The 18,011-nt window shown below is 58.2% G+C and carries 17 protein-coding genes and 1 tRNA gene; 11 read left to right on the forward strand and 7 right to left on the reverse strand.

The window, feature by feature from the left end; all coding sequences use genetic code 11:
* Window positions 1-2: 2 nt before the first annotated feature.
* The 5 genes from sufD to OZX75_RS02315 all read left to right on the forward strand — a co-directional run bounded on the left by sufD (window position 3) and on the right by OZX75_RS02315 (window position 5,122).
* A complete protein-coding gene (sufD, locus tag OZX75_RS02295; protein ID WP_277146636.1) occupies window positions 3-1,226 on the forward strand; it encodes a Fe-S cluster assembly protein SufD in 1,224 nt (407 codons plus the stop codon).
* Window positions 1,227-2,003 (forward strand): Fe-S cluster assembly ATPase SufC, encoded by a 777-nt coding sequence (gene sufC, locus OZX75_RS02300; protein WP_277146637.1) that lies wholly within the window; start codon window positions 1,227-1,229, stop codon window positions 2,001-2,003. It begins immediately after the preceding gene.
* A gap of 545 nt (window positions 2,004-2,548) precedes the next feature.
* Window positions 2,549-3,820, forward strand: coding sequence for a SufS family cysteine desulfurase (locus tag OZX75_RS02305; RefSeq protein WP_277146638.1), 1,272 nt, complete (start codon window positions 2,549-2,551; stop codon window positions 3,818-3,820).
* Window positions 3,821-3,823: 3 nt separating this feature from the next.
* Window positions 3,824-4,381, forward strand: coding sequence for a Fe-S cluster assembly sulfur transfer protein SufU (sufU, locus tag OZX75_RS02310; protein ID WP_277146639.1), 558 nt, complete (start codon window positions 3,824-3,826; stop codon window positions 4,379-4,381).
* Window positions 4,382-4,546: 165 nt separating this feature from the next.
* A complete protein-coding gene (locus OZX75_RS02315; protein ID WP_277146640.1) occupies window positions 4,547-5,122 on the forward strand; it encodes a metal-sulfur cluster assembly factor in 576 nt (191 codons plus the stop codon).
* A gap of 83 nt (window positions 5,123-5,205) precedes the next feature.
* On the opposite strand, the gene glgC is transcribed toward OZX75_RS02315, so the two are convergent.
* The 3 genes from glgC to OZX75_RS02330 all read right to left on the reverse strand — a co-directional run bounded on the left by glgC (window position 5,206) and on the right by OZX75_RS02330 (window position 7,901).
* On the reverse strand, window positions 5,206-6,447 hold the full coding sequence (glgC, locus tag OZX75_RS02320) for a glucose-1-phosphate adenylyltransferase (protein WP_277146641.1): 1,242 nt from the start codon (window positions 6,445-6,447) through the stop codon (window positions 5,206-5,208).
* A gap of 183 nt (window positions 6,448-6,630) precedes the next feature.
* Window positions 6,631-7,659, reverse strand: a complete 1,029-nt coding sequence (locus OZX75_RS08605) for a TrmH family RNA methyltransferase (protein WP_277146642.1) — start codon at window positions 7,657-7,659, stop codon at window positions 6,631-6,633.
* Between the two features lie 153 nt (window positions 7,660-7,812).
* Window positions 7,813-7,901, reverse strand: a tRNA-Leu gene (locus OZX75_RS02330).
* Window positions 7,902-8,138: 237 nt separating this feature from the next.
* On the opposite strand from OZX75_RS02330, the gene OZX75_RS02335 reads away from it, so the two are divergent.
* The 6 genes from OZX75_RS02335 (at window position 8,139) to OZX75_RS02360 (ending at window position 14,036) form a co-directional block, all read left to right on the forward strand.
* Complete coding sequence (locus OZX75_RS02335; RefSeq protein ID WP_277146643.1) at window positions 8,139-8,936, forward strand: 16S rRNA (uracil(1498)-N(3))-methyltransferase; 798 nt, start codon at window positions 8,139-8,141, stop codon at window positions 8,934-8,936.
* A 191-nt stretch (window positions 8,937-9,127) separates the two neighbouring features.
* A complete protein-coding gene (locus OZX75_RS02340) occupies window positions 9,128-9,460 on the forward strand; it encodes a histidine triad nucleotide-binding protein (RefSeq protein ID WP_277146644.1) in 333 nt (110 codons plus the stop codon).
* A 6-nt stretch (window positions 9,461-9,466) separates the two neighbouring features.
* Window positions 9,467-10,612 (forward strand): PhoH family protein, encoded by a 1,146-nt coding sequence (locus OZX75_RS02345; protein WP_277146645.1) that lies wholly within the window; start codon window positions 9,467-9,469, stop codon window positions 10,610-10,612.
* On the forward strand, window positions 10,609-11,154 hold the full coding sequence (gene ybeY, locus OZX75_RS02350; protein WP_277146646.1) for an rRNA maturation RNase YbeY: 546 nt from the start codon (window positions 10,609-10,611) through the stop codon (window positions 11,152-11,154). Before OZX75_RS02345 ends, ybeY begins: the two co-directional genes overlap by 4 nt.
* Before the next feature lie 209 nt (window positions 11,155-11,363).
* Window positions 11,364-12,773, forward strand: a complete 1,410-nt coding sequence (locus tag OZX75_RS02355) for a hemolysin family protein (protein ID WP_277146647.1) — start codon at window positions 11,364-11,366, stop codon at window positions 12,771-12,773.
* A 138-nt stretch (window positions 12,774-12,911) separates the two neighbouring features.
* On the forward strand, window positions 12,912-14,036 hold the full coding sequence (locus OZX75_RS02360) for a GTPase Era (RefSeq protein ID WP_525930269.1): 1,125 nt from the start codon (window positions 12,912-12,914) through the stop codon (window positions 14,034-14,036).
* 240 nt (window positions 14,037-14,276) lie between these two features.
* On the opposite strand, the gene OZX75_RS02365 is transcribed toward OZX75_RS02360, so the two are convergent.
* The 4 genes from OZX75_RS02365 to OZX75_RS02380 form a co-directional block, all read right to left on the reverse strand.
* Window positions 14,277-15,182 carry a cysteine ABC transporter substrate-binding protein gene (locus OZX75_RS02365; protein WP_277146649.1) on the reverse strand — a complete coding sequence of 302 codons (906 nt, stop codon included), beginning with the start codon at window positions 15,180-15,182 and terminating at the stop codon, window positions 14,277-14,279.
* 332 nt (window positions 15,183-15,514) lie between these two features.
* On the reverse strand, window positions 15,515-16,381 hold the full coding sequence (locus OZX75_RS02370; protein WP_277146650.1) for an amino acid ABC transporter ATP-binding protein: 867 nt from the start codon (window positions 16,379-16,381) through the stop codon (window positions 15,515-15,517).
* On the reverse strand, window positions 16,374-17,048 hold the full coding sequence (locus OZX75_RS02375) for an amino acid ABC transporter permease (protein WP_277146651.1): 675 nt from the start codon (window positions 17,046-17,048) through the stop codon (window positions 16,374-16,376). The genes OZX75_RS02370 and OZX75_RS02375 overlap by 8 nt, the downstream gene beginning before the upstream one ends.
* Window positions 17,035-17,688 carry an amino acid ABC transporter permease gene (locus OZX75_RS02380; protein WP_277146652.1) on the reverse strand — a complete coding sequence of 218 codons (654 nt, stop codon included), beginning with the start codon at window positions 17,686-17,688 and terminating at the stop codon, window positions 17,035-17,037. The genes OZX75_RS02375 and OZX75_RS02380 overlap by 14 nt, the downstream gene beginning before the upstream one ends.
* Between the last annotated feature and the right edge of the window lie 323 nt (window positions 17,689-18,011).

Below are 18,011 nucleotides of genomic sequence, written 5' to 3' on the forward strand. Positions count from 1 at the left end.
CGATGGCCGAACAAGAAGTGAATATCCCAGTAGCGGATCCCAATGATCCCTATGCGGTGCCGGCTGCGATGCCGTCCAGCGCCGACAACGAGCCCCGCTCGTTTATGGTGGACGACTTCAAAAATCCGACACGCAAGCAGGAGGACTGGCGCTATACGCCGCTTGATCGCATCAGCGAGTTCTTCGACGTCTTCACCCCAAGCGGCGAAACCAAGGTCACCGTCAGCAATATCGACGGTAGCCCGATCGACGGCAGCAAGGTGACCACGTCGGTTGTCGAGCGCAAGCAGGCGCCTTCCGGCACTGTTATGAAGCCGAACGACCGCGTTTCGGCCGTCGAATGGAACAGCGGCAGCAAGACCGTCGTCGTCACCGTCTCCGGCGAGCTGGATCAACCGGTTTTGGTTGACGTTGAAGGACACGGAACCGATCTCGATGCGCTCCATCTCGTACTTCAGGTAGCCGACCGCACGCACGGCGACATCGTTGTGCGGCACCAGGGTAAGGCCCGCCTGGCCGAAGGTGTCGAAATCATCACCGGGCGTGACTCCCACGTCTCCACGACCTTCGTGCAGGAGTGGGACAAGGGCTCCAAGCACGTCGGCAACCAGCGCATCCACGTCGGCGACAACGCCTCGCTGCGTCACGCCGTGGTCACCCTCGGCGGCGACATCGTGCGTCTGCGCATGGATCAGGAGTTCGGCGGGCCGCAAGGTGACCTCAATATGCTCGGCATCTACTTCGCAGAAGCCGGCCAACATCTCGAGCATCGCACGATGGTGGTGCACAATTACCCGGAGTGCAAGTCCCGTGTGGTCTACAAGGGAGCGCTGGACGGCAAGGACGCGCATTCGACATGGGTGGGCAACGCGCTCATCCAGCCGCAGGCGCCGAACACCGACTCCTACGAGCTCAACCGCAACCTGGTGCTGACCCCTGGGCCGATAGCCGATTCCGAGCCGAACCTCGAGATCGAAAACGGCAACATCATCGGTGCCGGCCACGCCAGCTCCGTCGGTCATTTCGACGACGAGGAGCTCTTCTACCTGCAGTCGCGAGGCATCACGGAATCCGAGGCCCGCAAGCTCGTGGTCCGCGGCTTCTTCGCCGACCTGATCGAACAAATCGGCGTGCCCAGCATCGCCGAACACCTTATGAATGTCATAGACCGTAGGCTCGCGCGCGGTGAAAGCGCCGATATGCAAGCGGTATTGGAGGATAAGTAAATGTCTACATTGGAAATCAAGGATCTCTACGCATCGGTGGAGACCAAAGAAGGCCGCAAGCAGATCCTGAAGGGCGCGACCCTGACCGTCAACTCCGGCGAGACGCACGCCATCATGGGCCCCAACGGCTCCGGCAAGTCGACGCTGGCCTACACGCTGGCCGGCCACCCCAAGTACTTCGTCGATTCCGGCGAGGCCCTGCTCGACGGCCAGGACATCCTCAAGATGACCGCCGACGAACGTGCCAAGGCCGGTCTGTTCCTCGCCATGCAGTACCCGGTCGAAGTGCCCGGCGTCTCCATGACCAACTTCCTGCGCACCGCCAAGACCGAGGTCGACGGCAAGGCCCCGGCCATCCGCACCTGGACCAAGGAACTGCAGGCCGCGATGAAGAACCTCAGGATGGACAAGAAGTTCGCCTCCCGTTCCGTCAACGAGGGCTTCTCCGGCGGTGAGAAGAAGCGTGCCGAGGTGCTGCAGCTGGAGCTGCTGAAGCCGAAGTTCGCCATCATGGACGAGACCGATTCCGGCCTCGACGTCGACGCGTTGCGCATCGTCTCCGAAGGCGTCAACCGCGCCAAGGAGAACACTGGGCTGGGCATCATGCTCATCACGCATTACACCCGGATTTTGAAGTATATCAAGCCGGATATCGTGCATGTGTTTGCGGGTGGACGCTTTGTCAAGACTGGGGGACCTGAACTGGCGGATGAACTGGAAGAGACTGGGTATGATCAGTATCTGCCGGAAGGGGCTACCGAATCGGCTATGGCGTGATTCTTTCCGATTGATCGCTTTAGGTTGTTGCTGAGATTTTGTTTAGCTTGCTTTTAGCGGTTGGTCGCGGATTGGGGAAAAAATACAATGCTTCGGAACCCTCCAGGCCGGTAGGCCAAGCTTTACTCCTCGGCATCGCATATTTTCCCCAATCCGCTTATGTAGCATTAGTTCATCAGGTTGATTTTGAAGGGCTTTGGAAGATTTCGATACATCGAGTATCGAAATCTGCAAGCTGCGCTTGAGCGGTTTCATTTTGGTTCAGTTGTTTTAATCGACGCGAAACGCTCTTTAAGAGTTCTCTCTTTTTGAGTATCGTGGAGTTGGATACGTTAAGAGCGGCGGGGCGGGATATGCGATGTTCGACCGTAAAGACTCGGCCGGTAAAATCTTCGGATTTTACCTTCGCGCTCGATACATCGCGCTCACTTCGGCTACTTTCAGTCCACAGGACTGAAAGCTTTACGCCGAAGCCCAGAGCGTGTCGAACATTGTATATCCCGGCCCGCCGCGGGAGTCGAATGTTTATACAGTTAGAAGGCAGTATGGTCGACTTTTTGAAGATTAGGGAACAGTTTCCTATTTTGGATCAGGAGGTGCATGGGCATCGGCTTGTGTACTTTGATTCGGCGGCGACCGCGCAGAAGCCGCAGTGCGTGATTGATGCGGAGTCGGAGTTCTATAGGACCATCAACGCTGGGGTGCACCGTGGGGCCCATGAACTGGCCTCGCGCAGCACCGTCGCCTTTGAGGAGGCCCGCGCCAAAGTGGCTAAGCTGGTCGGCGCCAACTATGAAGAGGGCGAGGAAGAGGTCGTCGTCACTGCTGGGGCCACCGCGGGGCTCAACCTGCTGGCCACCGCCATCGGCAACGCCTCGCTTGGACGTGGGGGAGCGGCCGCCAAGCGGTTTGCCGTTGGTCCCGGCGACGAGATCGTCGTCTCCAAAGCCGAACATCATTCTGTGCTGCTGCCGTTCCAGGAGCTGGCTTTGCGTACGGGTGCCACGCTCAAGTGGTTCGATTTGACCGATGACGGGCGGATTCGTTCGGATACTGCCGACGAAGTGATTACCGAGCGCACCAAGATCGTGGCGATCACCCATATCAGTAACGTCACCGGAGCCATCACTGATATCGCGCCTATTGTCAAGCGCGCGCATGAGGTCGGTGCCATCGTCATCCTCGACGCCTGCCAGTCCGTGCCCCATCTCAAGATTGATTTCCATAAGATGGACGTCGATTTCGCGGCGTGGAGCGCCCACAAGATGTACGGCCCCACCGGTGCCGGATTCCTATATGGCAAGCGCGAACTGCTGGAAGCCCTGCCGCCGGCCAGCTTCGGCGGGTCGATGGTCGAACTGGCGTGGCTGGACAAGCCGGCGCAGTATATGGCGCCTCCTGAACGCTTCGAGGCTGGCACCCAGCCGGTCGCGCAGGTCGTGGCCGCGGGCGTGGCCGCCGACTGGATGCGCCAGATCGGCATGGAAAACGTCGAGGAACATGAGAAGGCCATCACCGCCGAGCTTTTGAAGTTGAACGATGTCCCAGGTTTCCGTGTGCTCGGTCCGGTGGAGACCAAGGACCGCATCGGCACTATCTCCTTCGATGTCGAAGGCGTGCATCCGCATGACGTCGGCCAGTTCTTCGACGCGCAGGGCATCGCCGTGCGCGTGGGCCACCACTGCGCTCAGCCCGTCCACCGTCATTTCGGCCTGTTCGCCTCGTCGCGCGCCTCGACCGCCGTGTACAATACCGTCGAGGAAGCCAAGCAGGTAGTCGAAACGGCCGGCAAGGTCCGTGCGTTCTTTGAGGTGTGAGCAATGAGTGATTTTGGTATGAGCGGTGACGATCTCGAGCAGATGTATCAGGAGGTCATTCTTGACGCCTCGAAGCATCCGCACGGCAAAGAGCATTTTGCCGAGGACGTCACGAAGGAGCCGAGTAGAGGCAACGATACCGGCGAAACGACGGTGCGAGCCAGCCACGAGTACTGCACGCCGGGGGAATCCCATCAGTTCAACCCGACCTGCGGTGACCAGGTGACCGTGCATGTCGAGGTCTCACAGGACGAGCCGCACAAGATCGAGCGCCTTGTCTGGGACGGCAGCGGCTGCTCCATCTCCACCGCCAGCCTGTCGATGATGGTCGATCTGGTCGACGGCAAAAGCGTCGAGGAAGCCATGCAGCTTGAGGGCGTGTTCCAGAAGCTCATGAAATCACGCGGCGCCGGGCTTGACAACGATGCCGATGAAGAGGCGTTGGGTGATGCCGTGGTGTTCCAGGGCGTTTCGAAATACCCGATGCGTATCAAATGTGCGCTGCTGGGCTGGGCCGGCCTCAAGGATTCACTCGCCAAGGCGCTGGCGGCGGATAAATAAAATCGTCAGGCACGCTAAGCCACCAAGCGTTTGGCGACAAAACGCGGGCCACAGACGTGTATTCACGGTTCGCAATCCGGGAATAATACGATTATGCTATGCGCTTGCGCCGACGCATGGAATAGATGACATAATGATTGGTGATTCATTACAGTAGGAGACAACATGGCCAGTAACGACAACCTCGTTCCGACACCGCAATCCTCGATTCTCGACTCGGCGGTCAAAACGCTTGGCAGCGAGGAGAAGGGTGTGGCGGCCGTCGCCAATCCGCAGGCGGTGGGTTCGCTCGACAAGTTCGACAAACAGAACGAAACGGATTCCGCTAAGGCTGAAACCAAGGATGAATCGGTCGGCAACACTGTCAAGGACACCGAAACCGGTATCCCGCTGACTTCCTTCAACGACATCGGCAAGGCCACGGCCGCCGACGTGCGTGAAGCCCTGCATCAGGTCATCGACCCCGAGCTCGGCATCGACGTCATTGATCTGGGTCTGGTCTACGGCATCGAGATCGACGAAAAAGGGCGCGCCATCATCACGATGACCCTCACGACTCCCGCTTGTCCGTTGACCGACTTGCTCGAGGACGAATGCGCCTCGACGTTGGCCGGCCTGGTGGAGGAGTTCCGCATCGACTGGACGTGGCAGCCGCGCTGGACGCTCGACATGATTCGCCCCGAAGGCCGCGAACAGCTGGAGGCCATCGGCTTCAACTTCGACAACATGCCGAAGTACTGATTCGACATTTCGACATACGAGGGCCGGACCTATTCGACGTAGGTCCGGCCCTCCTGCATTTATTTCAAGGATTGTAATCTATATCAGTCCTTGATAATCGTGCGTTTCGGCACGATGGTGATGCCGTCCTTGACTGTGAACCCACGGGCGAGGTCATGCTCATGGTCGATGCCCACGGTCGCGTTCTCTTCCAAAATAACGCTCTTGTCCAAGATGGCCTTGCAAACGCGCGCACGGCGGCCGACGATGACTCCGTCGAAGAGAATGGAATCGACGACCTGCGACCAGGAATTGACGCGGACGTTAGGTGAAAGCACCGAATGCTGTACGTCGCCGCCCGAAACGATGACGCTGGGGGAGATGATGGACTCGGTGGCCCTGCCGATTCGGTTGGTTTCCGAACGGACGAACTTGGCAGGTGGCAGATTGCCGGAAAGCGTGTAGATCGGCCAATCCTGGTTGTAGAGGTTGAACGGGGGATTGTACTCGATCAGATCCATGTGGGCGTCGTAGAACTGCTTGATGGTGCCCACGTCGCGCCAATAGGCGCGGTCGTAATCGGTGGCTCCGGGAATCTCGTTTTCGCTGAAATCGTAGACCCCCGCCTCGCCTCGCTCGGCGAAGTAAGGCGCGATGTCACCGCCCATGTCGTGTTTCGTGTTCTCGGCTTTTTCGTCGCGTGCCAGGGCATCGAACAGTGCGTCGGTATTGGCGATGTAATTGCCCATTGAGGCAAGAATCTGGTCAGGGTGCCCAGGCATACCTTCAGTGGTTTCGGGCTTTTCCTTGAATCCGCGGATCATGTGAGGATGGTCCGGATCGACGTCGATGACACCGAACTGGTTGGAAGCCTCAATGGGCTGGCGGATGCCGGCAACGGTGAACGCCGCACCGGATTCGATATGCTGTTTCAGCATCTGGCCGAAGTCCATACGATAGACGTGGTCTGCACCGACGATGACCACATAATCGGGCTGCTCGTCCTCGATGATGTTGATGGTCTGATAGACCGCGTCTGCAGACCCCAGATACCAATGTTTGCCGAGCCTCTGTTGCGCCGGGACAGGAGAGACGTACGCGTCTAGCAGGGGAGAAAAACGCCAGACCTTGGAGATGTGACGATCCAGGGAATGGGATTTGTATTGCGTTAAGACGACGATTTGCGAATAACCTGAATTGACCAGATTGCTCAACGGGAAATCGATGAGACGGTAGACTCCGCCGAACGGCACGGCGGGTTTGGCGCGATCGCGTGTCAACGGCATGAGGCGAGTTCCTTCGCCACCCGCCAATACGATAGCCAGTATTTTAGGATTTTTCGCCATTCCTTGCCTCCTGATTATCGCTATTCGCCGGTTATTGCCAATCGCTGACCCGGCGCTGACGCAATGCGAATCGAACTCACGCCACCGGCCGTGTCGCAAGAGGTCCATCTTTGCACACGACGCTTCTACCAATCACTGTATCGGATTGAGCCGACGCGAAACGCCTAGGAGGTCTGCAAACGTCTAATTTTTCTTGGCACGGGTCGCATAGAAGGCGACGGCGCTGGAAGCGGCCACGTTGAGGCTGTCGACGCCGTTGCTCATCGGGATTTTGACGGTGAGATCGGTGTTGGCGATGGTGCGATGCGAAAGCCCGTCGCCTTCCGTGCCGAAAACGAGGGCGAGTTTGTCGATATGATCGGGTTCCTGAGAATCATTGTCAAGGCGCCTGGTCAGCTCGTCAAGGCTGATGGAATCATCGGTCAATGCCATGGCGACGGTGGTGAAGCCGAGGTCATGGAGTTCCTTCAATCCGCGGACCGGCCAGTATTTCCGATCCTCCTCTTTGGTGTGGCGGTTGACGGGATTGCTATTGCCGGTTTCAGTCGCCTGATGCCCGTCGGTGTCGCCGGCTGTTTCGCCGTTTGCCATGGTCTCCGTCTGGTGGTCGCTTCCGGAACCATTGACGTGCGCGTCGTCGCTATCTTCCAGCGTTTCCGCGTCGATACGGGTCCACGGAACTTGGAATACCGTACCCATCGAGACGCGTGCCGCGCGACGGTACAGAGGGTCGCCACACGAAGGAGTAACCAGCACCGCATCGACGTCGAGCGCCGCGGCCGAACGCATCAGGGCTCCGACGTTGGTGTGATCGACTATATTCTCCATCACCGCGATGCGTCGCGCGTCCTTGCAGAGCTCAGCGACAGTCGGCAGTTTCCAGCGACGCATGGCGGCCAGAGCTCCGCGATGGAGCCGATAGCCGGTAAGTTTCTTCAACTGCTCGGGTGAAGCGACATAGACCGGAACCTCGTCACCCCAGTGTTCGTCGATACGCTCGAACATGTCTGCCATGCCGTCAAGCCAGGGTTCCTCGACAAGCAACGAGACCGGTTCGCGTCCGGCGGCCAGTGCTCGATCGATGACCTTGGGAGATTCGGCGATGAAGATGCCCTTTTCCGGTTCGAGCCGATTGCGCAGCTGTGCTTCGGTCAAGCTCACATACGCGGCCACCCGTTCGTCGTCGACCGACTCGATGTTGATGATCCGCATGTGATTTTAGTCCTTTGTTAGCGAAACCGTTTGAAAGTTCTGTGCCCTTTTATGCCGTTTTGTGCTCAAATCTGATTCGTATTCAGCACTGAAAAGCGGTCGAATACACTGAGACCCCTTGATTTCCAAGGGGTCTCAAGTCTTTAGTTTTCGTGCCCAGGACGGGAGTTGAACCCGTACTCCTGTAAAATTATAGGAACTAGCACCTCAAGCTAGCGCGTCTACCATTCCGCCACCTGGGCAGGTGTCGTTTAAGCAACAGATAGTACTATACACCATTCTGTCGCCGTTCGGCAGGTGGGTGTGTCGAACGGCGGAGGACCAAGACCGGGAACTGAAGTCCTCTCCTCGATACTTGATAAATATGATGCCGGTTGCTGAATGCGAGTTTTCGGACTGGCCGTCAACATGTAAAAGTAAAAGCGGCGGTTCGGCTGACTTGCCTGGTCGCTCGTCCGTGGTTCCGGTAGCCTTGAATTATGACAAGTCCACTTTTTGTATTTGATGCCGCGCACGACGATGTGCCGGTCAATCGCGACGAGCTGCGTGCGGGATGGACCATCACCCTGCCACCTGCGCTCAAACGACACGCGATCGGTGCCATGCGCCTGCAACGTGGCGACGAACTGCAGCTTTCGGATGGCCACGGGCTGCGTATCGACGCGCAAGTGGCCGATACACAGAACGGTTTGGTCAAAGTCTCGGAATTCACCACGGAGGAGCGGCCGGTCACCAGACTCGCGTTGGTGCAGGCACTGGCGAAAACCGGTCACGACGTTGAGGCGATCGACATGGCCACGCAGATCGGCGTCGACGAGGTGGTGCCGTGGCAGGCCAACCGTTCGATATCGAAGTGGAAGGCCGGGCGCACCGACAGAAAATGGGACCAGACGCTCGTCGCCGCCACCGAACAGTCGCGCAGGGCTTGGAAACCGACACTGGATGAGTGTGTGAGCAGCAAAGGCATCGTCGCGATCTGCCGTCGGGCGTGCGTCCACCACGAGCTCGTGATCGTCCTGCACCAGGATGCGACCGCGACGTGGGACGGGATCGAGCGCAAGGTCGCCGCGCTTGAGCAGCGTTGTCTCGACGACGGCAAACCTCGTACGATTTACGTCGTGGTCGGCCCGGAAGGCGGCATCAGCGACGACGAGGTCGGGCAATTCACCGATGCCGGTGCTGAGGTGTGCGTGCTTGGGGCCAACATCATGCGTGCCTCGACCGCCGGTCCAGTGGCTCTCTCGCTGCTGTCACGTTCGTTGGGCCGGTTCGTCTGAGAATAACCTATACATCGTCTGGTTGCGCGACGGATCATCGAGATTCCATTTTACGGTGCTGTTGTCGACGGTTTGACGGCACGGGCATATCTTCAAATCGCCTTGTGATGCCAGCGTAATTATCCGTGCAAGCTAATAGCATGGGGGAGTAGGGGCGCGGACGCGTCCGAAAGCTTGAGCAAGGAGCATATATGGCCGACGATTGCCTGTTCTGCAAGATCATCGCGGGTGAAATCCCGAGCACCAAGGTGTACGAAGACGACACCACCTACGCATTCAACGACCTCAACCCCAAGGCGAAGGTCCATGTGCTGGTCGTGCCGAAGAAGCACTATGCCAACGTCGCCGAACTGGCCAAGGCCGACCCTGCGGAACTCGCGCATATCGTCGAGGTGGCGCAGTCCATCGCGGACAAGGAATTCCATGGCGCGTTCCGTTTGATCTTCAATTCCGGCAAGGACGCCGGCCAGTCGGTCTTCCACGTGCATGCGCATGTGCTGACCGGCGAAACGATGGAGGAGTAGTCGGGGTTGGCCAGCGCAAAACGTGTCATCACCATTCCTACCGAACTCGATCCGGTTGCCGTGTTGGGTTCGGGTGACAAGGTGCTCGCCGAGGTGCAGCACGCCTTCCCCGAAGTCAACGTGTTCGTGCGGGGCAACCGTATCGAGATCGCCGCGTACAACAAGCGCGACGACGTTGAGGCCGACAAGGTCTTCGACGTGCTGAACAACATCATCGACGCGGCCTACAAGGCGCCGGCCGACGCGATGAACGTGCGGCGGATGCTCGAAGCCCGGCAGGTCGGCAAGAAGGCTGGACTGATGGGTGACGGCGGCCGCGGGCGCGGCTATGCGCAGCATTCGTATACACGGGGGTTCGCTGGTGCCGGCATGGGTCAACGGCCGAAATCACGTTTCGATGTCGATGGTGAGGATGACGTTGCGGAAGCCAAACGTTCCTCTGCCAACCGCCATGTCCCCGGCGTCATCGCCTTCGCCAACGGCGAGCCTGTCCGTGCGAAAACCGCCGGTCAGGTCTTCTATGTTCGAGCAATCGATGCCAGCACCATCACCTTTGCCATCGGACCGGCAGGAACCGGCAAGACCTATCTCGCCGTCGCCAAGGCGGTGCGTGCTTTCGAAGATGGTCGCGTTAGCCGTATCATCCTCACGCGTCCGGCGGTCGAGGCCGGCGAAAGCCTGGGTTATCTGCCCGGAACGTTGAACGACAAGGTCGACCCGTATCTGCGTCCGCTCTACGACGCGCTTTCCGACATGCTCGGCGCCGGCCAGATGCATCGCTACATGACCGACGGCACCATCGAAGTCGCGCCGCTCGCCTACATGCGTGGCCGCACGCTGAACGATGCGTTCGTCATTCTCGACGAAGCGCAGAACACGACCGAGCAGCAGATGAAGATGTTTCTGACACGTCTTGGCTTCAACACCAAGATGGTCATCACCGGCGACGTAACCCAGATCGATCTGGCCGTACCACATTCCGGGCTTAAGTCCATCGAATCGATTCTGGGCGGTATCGACGGCATCAGTTTCGCACATCTTGGCGCCAAAGACGTGGTACGCCATGAGCTGGTCGGCAAGATCGTGCGGGCCTACGATGAGCATGCCGCCAAAGAGCCCGCACACAAACCGAATGGAAAGGAACGCCGTTGAGCGTCGAAGTCACCAATGAGACGGTCTGGCAGATCGACCCGAAACTCTTCTCCGACCTGGGTTTGTGGGTGATGGAACGCATGCAGGTGAGCACGCAGTCTGACCTGACCATCCTCTTCGTCGACCCCGACCCGATCGCCCAGCTGCACATGCGCTGGATGCAGCTCGAAGGACCGACTGACGTGATGAGCTTCCCCATGGACGAGCTGCGGCCGGGCGAAGACGGCCAGATCATGGAGGGTGTGTTGGGCGATATCGTCATCTGTCCGTGGGTGGCTGCGCAACAGGCCGCAGCGGCCGGCCATTCTACGATGGACGAGATGATGCTGCTGGCCATCCACGGCACCCTTCATTTGCTGGGCTACGACCACATCAACCCCGAGCAGGAACGCCAGATGTTCGGACTGCAGCGTCAGCTGCTCTTGACCTTCTTCGCCGTTCGCGACCAGCCGGTGCCGCAGGCCGTCTTACCTGCCGGTTCTACGGACCTGCTCGAGCAATGGGACGCGAACCATACCTCGGGCAACAATAAGGAATCGTGAGTGGATTTCCAGCCTGTGGCGAAATGCGTTTCGATTCCGTTTTCGTCCGATTCGATAATCAGTCTTGCGGCCTTGCTGTGTTTGGCCGTCGACGCAAGACCGCTATCGTGCCTTGCGAATAAGCTCGAAGATACCGATGTGAAGATGGATGAAATGTCTATCGCAACAAATCGCAAAACATATTGGGGAATAGGAAAGTACGTAAGAATATGGATATCCTGACCGTCGTCACCGTTGTTGTGCTCGTTATCGTGGCGGCACTGCTGGTGTGGCTTTCGCTGATGATGGCATCGAGCGAGTCGGCCGTCTCGCGCGTCACCAAGGCCAGTCTCAACAATCGGATCATTGAGATCCAGACCGACGACCAGGACCTCGGCAAGTTTGCGCAGGCCAAGCAGATTCGCAAGGTTCACCAGGTGCAGCGGCTGATCGTCGACCGTTATGCGACTTCCGGCTCCTGCGCGTTCTTCCGTATTTTCTGCAACGTTTTTGACGGCGTTCTGGTGGCGATCATCGTCATGCTCGTTTCGCAGCTGCTGTGGATCGCGTTGGTCACCGGAGTGGTGTTCGCCCTGATCGTGGCCGTGGTCTCGGTGCTGCTTCGCCCGCGTTCCGCCGGTGCTTCGAAGCCGCTCGACGTGATGATGTGTTTTTCCGGCACCATTTCACTGGCAGTTGCGTTGACGCCTTTTGCCAAGGCCGGGGAAGGCAAGGACCAGCGTCGCCGCGACAAGGAAGACGAGCTTTCCGACGACGAGGAGCTCGAGAAGATTCAGCGCGAACAGGGGCGTGCGACCATCGATCGGCTGGTCGAAACCGACGATTTCGACCCCGAAGTCGCCGAGATGTTGCGCAACGTGCTGATGCTTTCCGACACCTTGACCCGTGAGATCATGGTGCCGCGCACCGACATGATCTGCGTCGAATCCGATTCCACGCTCGAGCATTTCCTGCAGTTGTGCTCACGTTCCGGCTTTTCACGTATCCCGATTATCGGTGAGGACGTTGACGATTTGGTCGGTATGGCCTATCTGAAGGACGCCGTGCGTGCCACCGCCTTCAACCCCGAGGCCCGCACACGCGAGGTCAAGTCGATTTGCCGGCAGCCGATGCTGGTGCCGGAATCCAAGCCGGTCGATGATCTCTTCCATGAGATGCAGCGCACCCGGCAGCATGTGGCCGTAGTGGTCGATGAATACGGTGGTATCGCCGGACTGGTGACCATCGAGGACGCCATCGAGCAGATCGTCGGTGAACTCGAGGACGAGCATGACCGCATCCAGCACACCGAGCCCAAGAAGATCGGGGAGCGCAAGTGGCAGATGCCGGCCCGCACACCGATTGCCGACTTGGAAGAGCTTTTCGAGGTTGATATCGATGAGGACGACGTGGATACCGTCTATGGTCTCCTGACCAAACTGCTCGGCCGTGTGCCGATTGTCGGCATGAGCGCGGTGACGCGAGGTCTACGTCTGACCGCCGTCGATTCCGCGGGTCGTCGCAAAAAGGTTTCGACCATCGTGGTCGAACCAGCGACATTCAAAACCGAAGACGATGACAGCGAAACCGAGCATCATCGTGATTCGCGAGCCGATAAAGGCGACGAGACCGAGGACTGAGCCTCCGCATACCAAAGGTTTTATCTATCGCGGTTAGCAGTGAACGGATTACCCTTAATTTATAATAAAATCATTGTTCGATTCGAATGAGGAAGAAACGGAGCGTGAATGAACGATAAGCAAGGTGCCGACGCGCACATGGCAGCCAACGGCAGGTCCAACGGACGCAAGCAGGCAGGGAAGCCGGTTTCGGCAGCGGTGAAGGTCGATAGCAATACCGAGGCGCAATCCCAGCCGTATCGTTCCGGCTTCGTCGCCGTGGTCGGACGGCCGAACGTCGGCAAATCCACGCTTATCAATTCACTCATCGGCACGCAGGTCGCCATTGCCTCCTCGCGCCCGGAGACCACACGTAAGGCTATTCGTGGGATTCTCACCACCGACAACGCCCAGCTCGTGCTGGTCGACACTCCCGGCATCCACCGTCCTCGCACGCTGCTCGGCCAGAGGCTCAACGATGTGGTGGACGAGTCGCTGAGCGACGTGGACGAGATCGCGTTCCTGCTGCCCGCCGACCAAGAGATCGGGCCGGGGGACAAGCGCATCCTGAGCCGACTGCGCAGCGAGTTTGCCCGCAAGGTCAAGGACGGCAGTGAAATCGGCGGAAAACAGCATGCCGGTGCTGGCAAAGGCGGTAACGGTGCTCAAAGCAGTAAGCACGACGATGATCATGAACACGGCAAGTTCGTTTGGAAGGTGCCGCTGATCGCCATCGTTACCAAGATCGACGAGCTCAATCGTCAGGAGCTGATGGCCAAGCTCATCGAGATCAGCCAGTTCACCGACTTCACCGATGTGGTGCCGGTCAGTGCCTTGGAACGCGACAATGTCGCTGAGGTCAAGCGCGTGCTCATCGACAACATGCCCGAAGGCCCGCAGATGTATCCCGATGACCAGATTACCGAGGAGAAGCCTGAGGATACCATCGCCGAGCTGGTGCGTGGCGCGTTCCTCGAGGAGTTGGACGACGAGCTGCCGCATTCGCTGGCCGTGGTCGTCGACTCCATCGACCGTCCAGGCGAATCCGACAATCCCGAAACGGCCGACGGCAAGGCTCATGTCATGGTCTCCATCTTCGTCGAACGCAACTCGCAGAAGCCCATCATCATCGGCCACCGCGCCGAGCACCTGGTGCAGGTCAAGAAGCGCCTGCGCACCGCCGTCAACCGCATCGTCGGCCAAAAGTCTAAACTCGACCTCCACGTCAAGGTCGCCAAAGGCTGGCAGTCCGACCCGAAGCAGCTCGAACGTCTGGGCTTCTGAATCGCTGTATAAAAGCGCGGAAGCCGGGCCCTATGAAACTTGAGGGACATCCGGCTTTCGCTTCCAGACCCTCCGCGAGGGAAAAGACATGAGCTAAGCGTACCTAAATCGTTGGTTTGACAAAATAAAGCATGCTCTGTAAACAGTTGTGCCTGTTCGATCGCAATCTATACGATTGAACAGGCACAACTTATATGTAGCCGATTTATTTCTGGGCTTTATTCACCAAGCCGAGAATACTCAGAGCTTGCCGCCCTCAACCACGATGTCGTCGGGGTTGGAGGAGCTGCCATAGACCGGCTTCAGGGTCTGCTCGTAGTCCTTGTGGAAGAACTGCTCCTTGCCGAGCTTCACGATTTCCTCGTTGATGTAGTTGAGCAGCTCCTTGTTGCCCTTCTGCACGGCGGGGGCGATGGGCTGTTCGTCGCCGAGCTTGGTGATGCCGACGGTGAAGCCCTTGTTGGCCTTGGCCCACGCGAGGACCTCGGTGTTGTCGGTGCTCATCGCGTCGCCGCGGCCGTCGAGCAGGGCGTTGTAGGCGTCCGCGTACTGATCGTACTTCTGTAGCTTGATGTCGGGGTACTTGGCGAAGTACGGTTCGGCGGTGGTGCCTTTGGCGATGATCAGCGTCTTGCCCTTGAGCTCGTCGACGCTTTTGATCGGCTTGGACTCGGGGGAGACCACGCCCAGCGCGACCTTCATGTACGGCTTGGCGAAGTCGACCTTCTCCTCGCGTTCGGGGGTGACGGTGAAGTTGGCAAGGGTGACATCGACCTTGTTGCTGGCGAGCACGTCGACACGGGCCGCCGGGTCGACGGTGGTGTACTCCGGCTTGACACCGAGGTCCTTGGCCAGACGCTCGGCGAAGACGATGTCGTAGCCCTGGTTCTTGCCGTCCTTGTCGACGTAGCCGAACGGTGCCTTGTCGGAGAAGACCGCGACCTTGAGTTTGCCGGATTTCTTAATTTCCGCAAGCGTGCGCGCGCTTTGCTGCTTGCCCGCTCCGGAGGTGCTGGAACCGGAATTATTGTCGCTGCTTGGCGTGGCACCGGTTGGGCCGCATGCGGCGAATCCCGCCAGCATGGCCACGGCCGCTACCGCTGAAATCGCTACTTGTGCCGCTCGTTTCAATACGTTCGTTGTCATGGTTGTTTCTTTCTTTTCTTTTACTAAGGAATATCGGAAGTGAATATAAAAAGTGATGGTTTTATCTGAAAAGATGGAATATCGAAATTCCAATGTTGCACGGGTTTGTCCATTGCAGATTCAAATCGGTATATCTACGTAATGGATTGGCAAACCCGAGATGTCAGATCTGATGAATGCAGATCAGCGAGACATGGAGGCCATGAGCTGACATCGGTTCGGCTCCGTAGCGTTGCACATTCGTGCCGTCACGCTCATATTCGGTAAGTTCCGGTTCATCATTTCGACCTCCCTTTGTTTGTTGTTCGGTTGGAGCTGATAAAAAATATCAGCTATTGTCTCTCACGAGCATACGTGAACGTGTTCAGGAACTGCTGGGCGCGTTCGGATTGTGGATGGGTGAAGAATTGTTCTGCATCGTCGGATTCCTCGACGATACCGCCGTCCTCAAGCAGGATGATATGGTCGGCCACCGCGCGGGCGAATGCCATTTCGTGGGTGACGATGAGCATGGTTTGGCCGCTGTCCGCCAGTTCCACGATGACGTCGAGCACTTCCCGCACCATTTCGGGGTCGAGTGCTGCGGTCACTTCGTCGAAAAGCATGATTTGAGGGTGCTCGATCAGGGCACGGCAGATGGCGACACGCTGGCGTTGCCCGCCGGAAAGCTCGTGCGGCCACGCGTCCTGGCGGTCGGCGAGCCCTACGCGTTCCAATAGTTTGATGGCCTCGGCTTTGACTTCATCCTTCTTGCGCTTCTGGACGAGCACCGGCGCGAGCATGATGTTGCCGAGCACGGTCTTGTTGGGGAAGAGGTCATAGCTTTGGAAGACCATGCCTACTTTGACGGGGTTTGCATCATCATTTCCGGTTTTGGAACCAGACGTGCTGGTCGTGCGGGATTTGCCGGTGTCCTTCTTCTTGCCGGAAGCGCGCAGCACTTCGTCGCCGATGGTGATATCGCCGCCCTGAATGGGTTCGAGCCCCGCGATGGTGCGCAGCAGCGTGGACTTGCCCGAGCCGGAAGGCCCGAGAATGACGAACACCTGGCCGGCTGGCACGTCGAAGGAGATGTCGTTCAAAACCGGCTTGTCGGCGTTGTCGTATTGTTTGGTGATATGCCGGATATGCAGGGTTTCGTGCGGGGCGTTCGCGTTCGCCTGTGATGTTGGAATCGTCGTAACCGTCGTATCAGTCATGAGCCCACCTCTTTTCAAGCCTTCTGGCCACAATGGAGAGCGGCCAGCATACAAGGAAATACATGAAGAAGATCACGCCGTAGATCCACAGCGTCGCGTTCGGATATTGGAAGCGGTTCGCGTCGATGATCTGCTGGCCCACCTTGATGACCTCGATCACGCCGAGCAACGCCGCCAAGGACGTGGTCTTGACGATGCGGGTGATGAGATTGACGCTGGCAGGCAGCAGGCGGCGCAGGGCCTGGGGAAGGATGACCCTGCTGAAAGTCTGCCAGGAGTTGAGACCGAGCACCTGAGCCGATTCGTACTGCGTGCGAGGAATCGATTCCAGCGCGCCTCGCACCAAGTCGCCGAGCTCGGCCCCGCCCCAAAGCACGAAGACCAGCACGCAGGCACCGGTGGCATCGAGGTTCCAGTTGAAGGCGCGTGCGAAACCGTAGAAGGCGATGAACAGCAATGCCAGCTGGGGCATGATGCGGATGAAATCGAGATAGACGCGCATGATGAACCGCACGATCGGATTGCGCATGGTCATCAGCCAGCCGACAATCAGTCCGACCGGCAGGGAAAGCAGGACGGAAACCCCGGCAATCCAGATCGTGACCCACAGGCCTTGCAGCAGACGCGGGAAGACGCCCGGCTGCAACAGTATCTCAGCGCCGTGCATAGTCGAACCTCCTCTCCAAAACCGTGCCGATGATGGAGATCGGCAGGAGGATAATCAGGTAGGTGACGATCAGCAAAGTCAACGATTCGTAGGTGTTGTAGGTCTGACCCATCAAGTCCTTGGTGACGTACATGACGTCGGCCAGTGCAATGGCCGAGACCACTGAGGATTCCTTGACCAGGAAGATGATATTGGCCACCACTCCCGGAATGGCAGTGGAAAGCGCCTGTGGCACGGTGACGTGGAGAAGCATCTGCGAAGGGCTGAAACCGAGCACTTGCGCCGATTCGCGCTGGACCTGTGGCACGGCTTCGAACCCTCCGCGCAATGCCTCGGCCATATACGACCCGCCGAGGAAGGTGAGTCCGACGATTGCGCAGGTTTCCGCCGACCACGAGACGCCGAGTTTCGGCAGTCCGAAATACAGGAAATACAACTGGACCAGCAACGGTGTATTGCGGGAAAGTTCAATATAGATGCGAATGATCTGCTTCAAAACCGGGACATTCGCCACTTCGATTGCCGAGCAAACCATGCCCAAAATGATGCTGAAGACGATACCGAAGAACGAGATGAAGACGGTCATGTAACCGGCGTTGACGAAGTAGTGGGCGTTATGGGCTATAAAGCTCCAGTCCATGGGTGCCCTCCCGCTTCGTGATGAATACTTACTCGCTACTTGCGCCGCGTCCCATACCTCAACTGAACAATTGAGCGGGACACATTCGCGGCACTTGTTGCCATAGTAGCCGTCAACCGGCCAAAATGCACGCATTGTGCCATATGAAAAACTGATACGGGGCTATCAATGATGACCAACGACGTCTTTTACTGCTGGAAAACGGATTATTGCGGCCGTTAATATCCGGTTTTCCAGCAGCAACGTGAAAAAACTCACGAATGATCGATAGGTACCGGAATTCGACTGTTATACAGATCAGCAGCCCAACTGTCGTGTGAGCA

It is taken from the genome of Bifidobacterium sp. ESL0800, from assembly GCF_029395355.1.
Lineage (GTDB): Bacteria > Actinomycetota > Actinomycetes > Actinomycetales > Bifidobacteriaceae > Bifidobacterium.

What these genes read in the sequence shown, in the direction of transcription:
- sufU (WP_277146639.1), top strand. Translation starts at nt 3,824, where the DNA reads ATGAGTGATTTTGGTATGAGCGGTGACGATCTCGAGCAGATGTATCAG.
- OZX75_RS02355 (WP_277146647.1), top strand. Translation starts at nt 11,364, where the DNA reads ATGGATATCCTGACCGTCGTCACCGTTGTTGTGCTCGTTATCGTGGCG.
- sufC (WP_277146637.1), top strand. Translation starts at nt 1,227, where the DNA reads ATGTCTACATTGGAAATCAAGGATCTCTACGCATCGGTGGAGACCAAA.
- OZX75_RS08605 (WP_277146642.1), bottom strand. Translation starts at nt 7,659, where the DNA reads ATGCGGATCATCAACATCGAGTCGGTCGACGACGAACGGGTGGCCGCG.
- OZX75_RS02380 (WP_277146652.1), bottom strand. Translation starts at nt 17,688, where the DNA reads ATGGACTGGAGCTTTATAGCCCATAACGCCCACTACTTCGTCAACGCC.
- OZX75_RS02375 (WP_277146651.1), bottom strand. Translation starts at nt 17,048, where the DNA reads ATGCACGGCGCTGAGATACTGTTGCAGCCGGGCGTCTTCCCGCGTCTG.
- OZX75_RS02365 (WP_277146649.1), bottom strand. Translation starts at nt 15,182, where the DNA reads ATGACAACGAACGTATTGAAACGAGCGGCACAAGTAGCGATTTCAGCG.
- OZX75_RS02305 (WP_277146638.1), top strand. Translation starts at nt 2,549, where the DNA reads ATGGTCGACTTTTTGAAGATTAGGGAACAGTTTCCTATTTTGGATCAG.
- OZX75_RS02360 (WP_525930269.1), top strand. Translation starts at nt 12,912, where the DNA reads ATGGCAGCCAACGGCAGGTCCAACGGACGCAAGCAGGCAGGGAAGCCG.
- glgC (WP_277146641.1), bottom strand. Translation starts at nt 6,447, where the DNA reads ATGGCGAAAAATCCTAAAATACTGGCTATCGTATTGGCGGGTGGCGAA.
- OZX75_RS02370 (WP_277146650.1), bottom strand. Translation starts at nt 16,381, where the DNA reads ATGACTGATACGACGGTTACGACGATTCCAACATCACAGGCGAACGCG.
- OZX75_RS02335 (WP_277146643.1), top strand. Translation starts at nt 8,139, where the DNA reads ATGACAAGTCCACTTTTTGTATTTGATGCCGCGCACGACGATGTGCCG.
- OZX75_RS02315 (WP_277146640.1), top strand. Translation starts at nt 4,547, where the DNA reads ATGGCCAGTAACGACAACCTCGTTCCGACACCGCAATCCTCGATTCTC.
- OZX75_RS02340 (WP_277146644.1), top strand. Translation starts at nt 9,128, where the DNA reads ATGGCCGACGATTGCCTGTTCTGCAAGATCATCGCGGGTGAAATCCCG.
- sufD (WP_277146636.1), top strand. Translation starts at nt 3, where the DNA reads ATGGCCGAACAAGAAGTGAATATCCCAGTAGCGGATCCCAATGATCCC.